Origin of the sequence: Aeromonas sp. s10 (assembly GCF_040907975.1) — a bacterium.
Lineage (GTDB): Bacteria > Pseudomonadota > Gammaproteobacteria > Enterobacterales > Aeromonadaceae > Aeromonas > Aeromonas caviae.
In genome coordinates this window covers 25,552-35,274 of record NZ_JBFOCV010000031.1, presented here as the reverse complement: position 1 = coordinate 35,274, position 9,723 = coordinate 25,552, and the positions used below count along the sequence as shown (strand labels likewise).

General features: G+C 66.5%; 10 protein-coding genes and 1 pseudogene. 9 read left to right on the top strand and 2 right to left on the bottom strand.

What is annotated here, in order from left to right:
• The first annotated feature begins 143 nt into the window (after nt 1–143).
• Both AB5Y59_RS09000 and AB5Y59_RS08995 read left to right on the top strand, forming a co-directional pair.
• Entirely contained in the window at nt 144–1,058 is a 915-nt protein-coding gene (locus AB5Y59_RS09000; protein WP_010674086.1) for a hydrogen peroxide-inducible genes activator, read from the top strand.
• 106 nt (nt 1,059–1,164) lie between these two features.
• Entirely contained in the window at nt 1,165–1,614 is a 450-nt protein-coding gene (locus AB5Y59_RS08995; protein WP_182976448.1) for a C40 family peptidase, read from the top strand.
• 54 nt (nt 1,615–1,668) lie between these two features.
• Here the strand turns inward: AB5Y59_RS08995 and AB5Y59_RS08990 are convergent, their stop codons facing one another.
• Nucleotides 1,669–1,962, bottom strand: a complete 294-nt coding sequence (locus AB5Y59_RS08990; protein WP_010674084.1) for a hypothetical protein — start codon at nt 1,960–1,962, stop codon at nt 1,669–1,671.
• A gap of 211 nt (nt 1,963–2,173) precedes the next feature.
• Between AB5Y59_RS08990 and AB5Y59_RS08985 the strand changes: the two genes are divergently transcribed.
• The 4 genes from AB5Y59_RS08985 to AB5Y59_RS08970 are packed head-to-tail and all read left to right on the top strand — an operon-like array spanning nt 2,174 to nt 5,921.
• Nucleotides 2,174–3,604: a coniferyl aldehyde dehydrogenase gene (locus tag AB5Y59_RS08985; protein WP_201871988.1), complete on the top strand. Its 1,431-nt coding sequence runs from the start codon at nt 2,174–2,176 to the stop codon at nt 3,602–3,604.
• Between the two features lie 8 nt (nt 3,605–3,612).
• Entirely contained in the window at nt 3,613–4,203 is a 591-nt protein-coding gene (locus AB5Y59_RS08980) for a TetR/AcrR family transcriptional regulator (RefSeq protein WP_201871990.1), read from the top strand.
• Nucleotides 4,193–4,720: a hypothetical protein gene (locus AB5Y59_RS08975; RefSeq protein ID WP_201871992.1), complete on the top strand. Its 528-nt coding sequence runs from the start codon at nt 4,193–4,195 to the stop codon at nt 4,718–4,720. The genes AB5Y59_RS08980 and AB5Y59_RS08975 overlap by 11 nt, the downstream gene beginning before the upstream one ends.
• Before the next feature lie 16 nt (nt 4,721–4,736).
• On the top strand, nt 4,737–5,921 hold the full coding sequence (locus AB5Y59_RS08970; protein WP_319899380.1) for an iron-containing alcohol dehydrogenase: 1,185 nt from the start codon (nt 4,737–4,739) through the stop codon (nt 5,919–5,921).
• Between the two features lie 14 nt (nt 5,922–5,935).
• On the opposite strand, the gene cysM is transcribed toward AB5Y59_RS08970, so the two are convergent.
• Nucleotides 5,936–6,826 (bottom strand): cysteine synthase CysM, encoded by an 891-nt coding sequence (gene cysM / locus AB5Y59_RS08965; RefSeq protein ID WP_323956629.1) that lies wholly within the window; start codon nt 6,824–6,826, stop codon nt 5,936–5,938.
• A 154-nt stretch (nt 6,827–6,980) separates the two neighbouring features.
• Between cysM and AB5Y59_RS08960 the strand changes: the two genes are divergently transcribed.
• The 3 genes and pseudogenes from AB5Y59_RS08960 to AB5Y59_RS08950 all read left to right on the top strand — a co-directional run bounded on the left by AB5Y59_RS08960 (nt 6,981) and on the right by AB5Y59_RS08950 (nt 9,707).
• A complete protein-coding gene (locus AB5Y59_RS08960) occupies nt 6,981–7,238 on the top strand; it encodes a GNAT family N-acetyltransferase (RefSeq protein WP_041215550.1) in 258 nt (85 codons plus the stop codon).
• Nucleotides 7,228–7,813 (top strand): annotated as a pseudogene (locus tag AB5Y59_RS08955) (nucleotidyltransferase family protein). Before AB5Y59_RS08960 ends, AB5Y59_RS08955 begins: the two are co-directional and overlap by 11 nt.
• 70 nt (nt 7,814–7,883) lie before the next feature.
• On the top strand, nt 7,884–9,707 hold the full coding sequence (locus AB5Y59_RS08950) for a SulP family inorganic anion transporter (RefSeq protein WP_323956627.1): 1,824 nt from the start codon (nt 7,884–7,886) through the stop codon (nt 9,705–9,707).
• The last annotated feature ends 16 nt before the right edge of the window (nt 9,708–9,723 follow it).

Genomic DNA, 9,723 nt, shown 5'->3' with positions numbered 1-9,723 from the left:
GGGGTGGCCTGCCCATCGGCGCAGGCCACCCCATGTGCGTAAGGCAGTGCGCCTGCCAGGGGGCACCGATTTGTCGGCGACAACGGGGCTTCTCGATGGTAGATTAATCAAATCAAATAGATAGCATCGATCGGGTTTCTCCTATGCAACGTTGGCCCAGCCTGAAGCAGCTCCAGTATCTGGTCGCTCTGGACGAGCACAAGAATTTCAACCGCGCCGCCAAGGCCTGCCATGTCAGCCAGTCGACCCTGAGTACCGGGATCCAGACCCTGGAGGACATGATGAACCTGCAACTGGTGGAGCGGGATCACAAGAGCTTCATCATGACGCCGGTCGGCATGGAAATCGTGGCGCGGGCGCGCAACCTGCTCTCCGACGCCCGGGATCTGATGGAGCTGGGGCAGCAGCAGGGGGGCGTCATGCACGGCACGGTGCGCCTGGGCTGCATCCCCACCATCGCCCCCTTCCTGCTGAGCAAGCTGCTGCAGGTGTGCGGCAAGGCCTATCCGGATCTGGAGCTGCTGCTGCGGGAAGACACCACCACCAATCTGCTCAAGCAGCTGGAGCAGGGGCAGCTCGATCTGCTGATCCTGGCGCTGCCGGTGGAGATCGGCGGCTTCCACAGCAAGACCGTCGGCCAGGATCCCTTCCACATGGTGATGCCCTCCCACATGGCTGCGGGCCTGCACATGCCGTTCGACTACAAGGAGCTGCCCAACCAGAGCATCTTCCTGCTGGAGCGGGAGCACTGCCTGACGGAGCACGCGGTGAGCGCCTGCCGGCTGCGGGACAAGAGCAAGATCAACCCCTTCGCCGCCACCAGTCTGCACACCCTGGTGCAAATGGTGGGGGCCGGTCTTGGCACCACCTTCCTGCCCCAGATGGCCATAGATGCGGGCATCCTCGACAACACGGACCTGGTGGCCATCCCCCTGCCCGGTGAGAAACCCTATCGGGAGATAGGCCTGGTGTGGCGCCCCAGCACCACGCGGGTGCAGACCTTCTACAAGATTGCCGAGCTGCTGACGCCGCTCATTACCCCCAAACCGGCGGGGTGACTCAGTGGCTGCCCCCACAGGCGGCCACTCGTCAATGCCGTTGTCATTCAGGTTCCAGGCAGGATCATCGTCTATGATGAACCCCGTGCCCTATCAAGGAGTTGAGATGTTTCGCACCTTGCTGCTGCCCCTGCTGGCCCTGCTTCTCACCGCCTGCTCCAGCACGCCGGAGCCTCCCCCTCCCGTGCGCCAGAGCGGCGCATTCGACAACTTCTATCAGCAGTGGCGCGGCGTGCCCTATCGCATGGGCGGTACCAGCCGCGCCGGTCTCGACTGCTCCGCCTTCACCCAGCTCGCCTACAGCCAGGTGCTGGGCTTCACCCTGCCCCGCACCACGGAATCCCAGGCGAGTCTCGGCCGCCCGGTGGACAGATACCGTCTCCAGCACGGGGACCTGGTCTTCTTCAAGACCGGCTGGCAGCAGTACCACGTCGGGGTCTACACCGGGGCAGGTGAGTTCATCCACGCCTCCACCAGCAAGGGCGTGATCCGCTCGCGCCTCGACAACGTCTACTGGAACAGCCGCTACTGGCAGGCCCGCAGGCTGGTCCAGTAGGTGCGACCCCCAACATGAAAAGGCCCCGAGGGGCCTTTTCATGTTGTTGCAGGGTCAGTGCTTGCGGTGCCAGCGGGGCGAGGTGGCGCGCTCTCCCCAGGGGGTCATGCAGGGCAGCAGGGCCCCCTCGATGACGCCCTCATGGCTCGCCAGCGCCAGGGCAATCTTCTCGTGGAGCAGGCGCAGCAGGTTCTTCTCCTGGCCCGCCAGGGAGTGGCCTGCGGCGAAATACTCCTGCTGATGTTGCAGCGCCAGCTTCTGGGCAAACTCATAGGTATTGAAACTGTCCGGCATGCGCGCGATCACGTCATCCAGCCGGGCCAGCAGGCTATGCAATTCCCTGGTCATGTGCGGTTCTCCCTCCGAGTTGGTGACCCACAATTACCCCTTATTAGATAGAAGACCAATCCGAATGCCTCAAAAATGGGAGCCCGGACACAGTTCCGGACAACGCTGCCCACTGGCAGCCACCCTCTGCCCTCGCCCGGTTTACAAGTCGGCAACGAATCGCTAGATTTGACCGACTAATCAGTCGGTCACTTTTCGTGCGGAGCATGCCATGGACACCACCGTCACCCCCGCCTCACCGGACAAGTTCTCCCTCCCCGAACAACTGCATCGGCTCAGGCAGGCCAGCCAGGCCACCCCCATGCCGGATCTGGCGTCCCGCCTCGCCAGACTTGATGCCCTCAAGCAGGGGCTGCTGCGCCACAAGCAGGCACTGTGTCAGGCCCTGGCCCGGGACTACGGCCAGCGCAGCGATTACGACAGCCTGATCGCCGATGTGCTCCCCTGCGTCATGCAGATCAACTACACCCTGAAACGGCTCAAGGGGTGGATGAAACCGGAGCGCCGTCATTCCGGCCTGCTGCTGGCCCCCGCCAGGGTCGAGGTGCACTATCAGCCCCTCGGCGTGATCGGCATCATGGTGCCCTGGAATTTCCCGGTGATGCTGAGCCTCGGGCCCCTCATCGGCGCCCTCGCCGCCGGCAACCGCGCCATGATCAAGCTCTCCGAGTTCACCCCTCACACCAACGCCGTGCTGCGCACCCTGCTCGATGAGGCCCTCGGCGGTGACGAGGTGGTGGTCATCGAGGGGGATGCGGGGATCGCGGCCGCCTTCAGCGCCCTCCCCTTCGACCATCTCATCTTCACCGGCTCCACGGCGGTGGGTCGGCTGGTGATGGCCGCGGCCGCCCCCCAGCTCACCCCCCTCACCCTGGAGCTCGGCGGCAAGAGCCCCTGTCTCATCGCCCCCGACATGCCCCTGGCCCTGGCGGTGGAGCGGATGATCTTCGGCAAGAGCCTCAACGCCGGCCAGATCTGCGTGGCCCCCGACTACGTGCTGCTGCCGAGGGGGCAGGAGCAGGCCTTCATCGAGGCCTATCAGGCCCATTTTCGCCGCCTCTACCCCCAGGGGCTCGAGAGCCCGGATTATGGCGCCATCATCAACCCCCCCCAGTACGAGCGGCTCACCGCCTGGCTGGAGGAGGCGAGGCAGGCCGGCGCCCAGCTCCACCCCTGCGTCACGCCCGCCCGGGATGACGCCACCCGCAAGCTGGTGCCCCACCTGCTGACCGAGGTGCCCGGCCACTGCCAGGTGATGCAGCAGGAGATCTTCGGCCCCCTGCTGCCCCTGGTGCCCTATGACGACATCGAGGAGGCCCTGGCCTATGTGGCGGCCCGCCCCCGCCCCCTGGCGCTCTATCTGATGAGCCTGGACGAGACGCTGCAGCGCCGCCTCATCCGGGAGACCCACGCCGGGGGCATGGCCATCAACGAGAGCCTGTTCCAGGTGGCGGCGGACGATGCCCCCTTCGGCGGCATCGGTCCCTCCGGCATGGGCCACTATCACGGCCGCGAGGGGTTTCTCACCTTCTCCAAGGCGAAAACCGTGCTGCGCCGCGGGCGCTTCAGCACAGGCTCCCTCATTCACCCCCCCTATCGGCGCTGGTACCAGCGGCTGATGATGGCCCTGTTCCTGCGCTAGGAGGCGAGATGCGAGAGACCATGACCGACAAACGCCGCCAGATCCTGGATGCCGCCTTGGCCCTGTGCGCCGAGGATGGCCTGCAGGGCGCCGCCACCGCCCGCATCGCCAAGGCGGCCGGGGTGGCCAATGGCACCCTGTTTCATCACTTTCCCAGCAAGGAGGTGCTGATCCAGTGCCTCTATCAGGAGATCAAGACACGCCTGGGCGCCGCCATCAGCGAGGCAGACCCCGGTCTCCCCCTCCAGGCACAGGCCCGCCACTACTGGCACCAGGCCATGGGCTGGATGCAGGCCCACCCCCGTGAGCTCAGGTTCGTGCTGGGCTTTTTCCACTCCCCTCTGCTGGCCCGGCCCCTGCGCAGCCAGATCCTGGCGGAGACCCTGCATTTTCTGCCGAGCCTGCTCGCCCGGGGCCAGGCCAGCGGCGAGCTGATGTCGGCCCCGCCGGCCCTGATGCTGGAGGTGTGCCAGGGCCAGTTTCTGGCCTGCGCCTCCCTCTTTGTCGATCAGCCTGAACTGGGAGAAGACCCCCACTGGCAGGAGAGCGCCTTCGTCCTCTTCTGGTCCGCCATCAGCGGAGGTTCCCATGCGATCTGACGCCCTGCTTGCCACCGGCAGGCGCCTCTGGATTGGCAGCCTGCTCTGGATCATCGGCCGCACTCTGTGCCGCGCCGCCCGGGTCGACGAGGCGGTGCGCCGCGAGCTTGCCCCCCTGCCGGACGGCCTCACCATCAGGCTGGAGGTAAACGGCATGACCCGGGGGCTGAGTCTCTACAAGTTCGCGGGGCGCTGGCACTGCGGTGAGGAGGCTGGCAGGGTGCACTCAACCTGTGCCCATGACGGCCCCCACCCCCTGCGGGTGCGCTTCAAGCACCCCGCCGTCGCCTTTCGCGCCCTCAGTTTTCGCCTCGGCATCAACCAGGCCTTTTGCGAAAACCGGCTGCTGGTGGAGGGGGATCTCGACGCGGCCATGCACCTGGTGCGAGCGCTTGAGCAGTTGCAGAGCCTGATCCTGCCCGCCTTCATCGCGCGGCCCCTGCTTCGCCACTACCCGGACCCGCATCGCAAGCTCGCGCGGGCCTGCCACATCTATCTGGGTCTGCTGACCGGTTGAACACGAGGAGAACGGGATGAGCCGTTATTACGATTTTTTCTGTCCGGTCAAGCTGATGGCGGGGGAGCAGGCACTGGAGCAGTTGCCGGATGCCCTGAGGGGATTGGGGGCTGGCCGCCCGCTGCTGCTCACCGACAAGGGGGTCAGCGGCAGCGGGCTCGCCACCCTGCTGGCCGATGTGATGGCCGAAGGGGCGTTGCCGGTCGCCGCCATCTGGGACGAGATCCCGGCGGACTCCTCCACCGCCGTGGTGGAGCGGATCGCCCGCCACTACCGGGAGCTGGGCTGTGACAGCCTGCTCGCCCTTGGCGGCGGCTCCGTCATCGACACCGCCAAGGCGGTGAACATACTGGCGACCCTGGGGGGCGAGCGGCTGCTCGATTATGCCGGAGCGGATTGCCTGACCCATCCCCTCAACCCCCTGGCGGTGGTCCCCACCACGGCGGGGACCGGCTCCGAAGTGACGCTGGTGGCAGTGATCAAGGATGAAGGGAGCGGGCGCAAGGTACCCTTCACCTCCCCCTTCCTGCTGCCCCGGCTGGCGGTGCTGGATCCCCGCCTCACCCTGGGGCTGCCGCTGCCCATCACCGCCGCCACCGCCATGGATGCCATGACCCACGCCATCGAGGCCTTCATCGGCAACGGCAAGAACCCGGTCAGTGACGCCCTGGCCCTGATGGCGGTGGAGAAGATTGCCACCGCCCTGCCCAGGGTGCTGGCCCACCCGACGGACAAGGGCCTGCGGCTGCAACTGGCAGAGGGCTCCACCCTGGCGGGCATGGCGTTCTCCAACTCCATGGTGGGGCTGGTGCACGCCCTCGGCCACAGTCTGGGGGCGCGCTGCCACCTGCCCCATGGCCTCTGCATGAACCTCTTCCTGCCCACCGTGCTCGACTACAACCGGCCCGGCATCGACCCCGAGCTGGCCCGCCTGCTGCTGCCCCTGGTGGGGCCGGAGCGCTTTGCCGCGACCCCGGCCGAGGGGCGACCCCAGGCCACCATCGAGGCGTTGCAGGCACTGCGCGATACTCTGTGGCAGACGGTCAAGCTGCCCCGCACCCTGCGGGAGGCGGGCCTCACCGACAAGGCGCTGCTGCCCGGGATCCGGGATCTCGCCATCAACGATGGCGCCCTGCTCTACAACCGCAAGGATGCGGACAGGGACCAGTTGCTGGTCCTGCTGGAGCGGGCCTGGGAGTAACGGACCCTTGCCCGTCAGGCATCGGGGGTGAAGACCCCGGTGGAGAGGTAGCGATCCCCCCGATCGCAGATGATCGCCACCACCACCCCCTGCCCGATCTCCGCCGCCACCCGCAAGGCCCCGGCCACGGCGCCACCCGAGCTGACACCGCAGCAGATCCCCTCCTCCCGCGCCAGCCGGCGCATCATGGCGAGGGACTCGTCGAGCGTCACATCCAGCACCCCATCGACCCGCGCAGGCTCGAAGATGGCGGGCCGGTAGGCCTCGGGCCAGCGGCGAATGCCGGGGATCTGGCTCCCCTCGGCCGGTTGCAGGCCGATCACCGCCACCGCCGGGTTCTGCTCCTTGAGGTAGCGGGAGACCCCCATGATGGTGCCCGTGGTGCCCATGGCCGAGACGAAGTGAGTGACCGCCCCGCCGCTCTGGCGCCAGATCTCGGGGCCGGTGGAGCGGTAGTGGGCATCCGGGTTGGCGGGGTTGTTGAACTGATCGAGCACCAGCCCCTCCCCCCGCGTCTGCATGGCCAGGGCGAGGTCTCGCGCCGCTTCCATGCCCTCTTCCACCAGCACCAGCTCGGCGCCGTAGGCCTGCATGGCGTCGCGCCGCTCCTGGCTCATGTTGCTCGGCATGATGAGTCGCATCCGGTAACCCCGGGACGCCGCCACCATGGCCAGCGCGATGCCGGTATTGCCGGAGGTGGCCTCGATGAGCCGGGCCCCTGGCGCTAAGTGACCACTCGCCTCTGCCTGCCTGATGAGGTTCAGCGCCGCCCTGTCCTTGACGGAGCCGGCGGGGTTGTTGCCCTCCAGCTTCACCAGCAGGGTGACGCCGGGGTGCGGATTAATGCGGCGCAGCGCCAGCAGCGGGGTGTTGCCTATCAGATCGTCCAGGGTGGCGAAGGCCATGACGGATCCATCCTCTCTCAATGTTCTATACCTTGCCTTGCGACCATTCGCAGGCCGGTCAGTGTAAGCGAGCCCGCCATGGGCGCAAAGAATGGCGTTGGCAAACCCTGTCCGCCATGTTCTGATCTTCCCATTCACCCAGAGAGGACCCCCGATGAGCGACATCCTTCACCAGGCCGATCAGCAGCAATTTGTCTGCACCGTGGACGGCAAGATCTCCCGCCTTGCCTATCGCCGGCTGGACGCCACCACGGTGGACGCCTACAGCACCCAGGTTCCCCCCGAGCTGCGCGGACAGGGGATTGCCGACAAGCTGGCCCGCCGCTTCTACGACTGGACCCTCTCTGAGGGGCTCACCATAGTGCCGAGCTGCAGCTACATCGACGTCTGGTTGCGCCGCAATGCCGGTTGACGCCGGGGCGCTGCGGGAGGCGCACCTGCGGGCCTGCACCGAGGCCCTGCTGCGGGCTGATCACCCGCGCATGGATTGCCTCCGGGCTGCGCGGGAGCTGGCTCTGCCCGACTGGGCCCTGGGGGCGGGGTTTGTGCGCAACCTCATCTGGGATCACCTCCATGACAAGGCCGAACCCACCCCGCTCAACGACATCGATCTTATCTATCTGGACAGCGCTGATCCGACTGGATTGAAGGAGGCCGATCACGAAGCCTGGCTCGCCGCCAGGATGCCAGGCCAGTTGTGGGAGGTGCGCAACCAGGCCCGCATGCATCTGCGCCAGCAGGTGCCTCCTTTTGCCAGCTCGCTCTCGGCCCTCAGCCACTGGGTGGAGGATACCCACCTGCATCGGAGTCCGCCTGTTGGCAGATGATGCGTTCGAGTGGCTGGCCCCCTACGGCTTTGCCCCCAACTGGTCCCTGGTGGTGAGCCCCAATCCGCGCTGTCGCCAGGAGAGCCGTATCTTTAGCGAACGGGTCAGGGCCAAGGGGTGGCAACGCATCTGGCCTGACCTTGTGGTGAACTGGCCATGAGCGGATTGCAAAGGGCCGACGACCTTGGGCACACTAAGAAAAAGATGTTTGTAACTCAATGGGTTAAATAATGCGCGACTTCTTCTCTCTCGAGCGCTGGCTGCCGGGGCTCGCCGCCTTGCTGCAATACCAGCGGGCCTGGCTGATGCCGGATCTTCGCGCTGGCCTCTCGGTCGCGGCCGTGGCCCTGCCCGTGGCCATCGCCTATTCGGAGCTCGCCGGGGTGGGTGCCATCGTCGGCCTCTACTCCTGCATCCTGCCCATGGTGGTGTATGCCCTCTTTGGCACCTCCCGTCAGCTCATCGTCGGTCCGGATGCCGCCACCTGCGCGGTGATCGCCGCCGTGGTAACGCCGCTCGCCGCCGGGGATCCCACCCGTCACTGGCAACTGGTGATGACCATGACCGCCATGACCGGCTTCTGGTGCCTCATCGCCAGCCGCTTCAAACTGGGGGTGCTGGCAGACTTTCTCTCCCGCCCCATCCTGATGGGGCTGCTCAACGGGGTGGCCATCACCATCATGGTGGGCCAGCTCTCCAAGATCTTCGGCTTCACCTTCAGCGAGCGCTACCTGATAGAGCGGATCCTGAACGGCACCAACTACATTACCCAGACCCATCTGCCCACCCTGGCCATGAGCCTGACGGCCCTGCTCACCCTGCTGCTGGCCAAGCGCTACAGACCGGCCTGGCCCTCCTCCATGGTGGCCATGGTGGTGACAGCGGCCCTGGTGTGGCTGTTCAATCTCGGCCGTGTCGACATCGCCACCCTGGGGACCATCGGCTCGGGGCTGCCCGCCTTCCAGATGCCGGACTTTCCCCCTGGGCTTATCCGTGAGCTGGTGCTGCCCGCCCTCAACCTCGCCATGGTGAGCTTCGTCTCCATGATGCTCACCGCCCGCAGCTTTGCCGCCAAGAACGGCTACGAGATTGATGCGGACAAGGAGTTTAGGGCCCTCGGCATGGCGAACCTGGCGGCGGCGGCCTCCCAGGGGTTTGCCATCAGCGGGGCGGATTCGCGCACCGCGGTGAACGACGCCAACGGCGGCAAAAGCCAGCTGGTCTCCATCATCGCCGCCGCCGTCATCGCCCTGGTCACCTTCTACCTGACGGCGCCGCTGCAATACATTCCCACCGCCGCCCTCGGCGTGGTGCTGGTGATGGCCTCCCTGTCGCTCACGGATTTTCGCGGCCTCTGGGCCCTGCGCGACTCGGACCGCGCCGCCTTCTGGCTGGCCCTCATCACCTTCATCAGCGTGCTGACCATGGGAGTGATCCCGGGGATCACCCTCGCGGTCCTGCTTGGCCTGTTCCAGTTCCTGCGCAACGTGATGCGCCCCACGGATCAGCTGCTCGGCATGGATGACGAGGGGGTGGTGCGCACCCTGGGGGACAACGAGCAGGCCAAGGCGATTCCCGGCATCCTGGTCTACCGCTTCAACTCCCCGCTCACCTACTTCAACGCCCCCTACTTCAAGCGGCGGGTACTGGCGCTGCTGGTGCAGGATCCCCACAATCCCAGGTGCCTGGTGGTGGATGCGGTGGCCTGTTTCACCCATCAGGACATCAGCGTCATGAGCATGGTGGGAGAGCTGCACAAGGAGCTCAAGCGGCGCGGCATCCACATGGTGATGGCCGGTCGTCACGGCCAGATGAGCCAGTGGTTCAAACAGGCGGGGATCCGGGTCGGCGAGGATGGCATCATCCTCTGTCCCGACATGTACCAGGCCCTGCGCATGACCCGCTGCTACCGGGAGCCGGTGTTCCGGGACGACGAGGGGGTGGAGAGCACCACGGATGCCCTGCTCACCCGCTGGCCGCACGATGACGACCTGCCCGACTCGGCGCGCCTCACCCGCCCCAGCGAGCAGGAGGCCGGCGCCACGCCGGTCTGAGACACATCCCCTGGTC

Excerpts from the sequence above, each read along its gene's own strand:
- AB5Y59_RS08985 (WP_201871988.1), top strand. The coding sequence starts at position 2,174 with ATGGACACCACCGTCACCCCCGCCTCACCGGACAAGTTCTCCCTCCCC.
- AB5Y59_RS08990 (WP_010674084.1), bottom strand. The coding sequence starts at position 1,962 with ATGACCAGGGAATTGCATAGCCTGCTGGCCCGGCTGGATGACGTGATC.
- cysM (WP_323956629.1), bottom strand. The coding sequence starts at position 6,826 with ATGGCCTTCGCCACCCTGGACGATCTGATAGGCAACACCCCGCTGCTG.
- AB5Y59_RS08995 (WP_182976448.1), top strand. The coding sequence starts at position 1,165 with ATGTTTCGCACCTTGCTGCTGCCCCTGCTGGCCCTGCTTCTCACCGCC.
- AB5Y59_RS08975 (WP_201871992.1), top strand. The coding sequence starts at position 4,193 with ATGCGATCTGACGCCCTGCTTGCCACCGGCAGGCGCCTCTGGATTGGC.
- AB5Y59_RS08960 (WP_041215550.1), top strand. The coding sequence starts at position 6,981 with ATGAGCGACATCCTTCACCAGGCCGATCAGCAGCAATTTGTCTGCACC.
- AB5Y59_RS08980 (WP_201871990.1), top strand. The coding sequence starts at position 3,613 with ATGCGAGAGACCATGACCGACAAACGCCGCCAGATCCTGGATGCCGCC.
- AB5Y59_RS08950 (WP_323956627.1), top strand. The coding sequence starts at position 7,884 with ATGCGCGACTTCTTCTCTCTCGAGCGCTGGCTGCCGGGGCTCGCCGCC.
- AB5Y59_RS09000 (WP_010674086.1), top strand. The coding sequence starts at position 144 with ATGCAACGTTGGCCCAGCCTGAAGCAGCTCCAGTATCTGGTCGCTCTG.
- AB5Y59_RS08970 (WP_319899380.1), top strand. The coding sequence starts at position 4,737 with ATGAGCCGTTATTACGATTTTTTCTGTCCGGTCAAGCTGATGGCGGGG.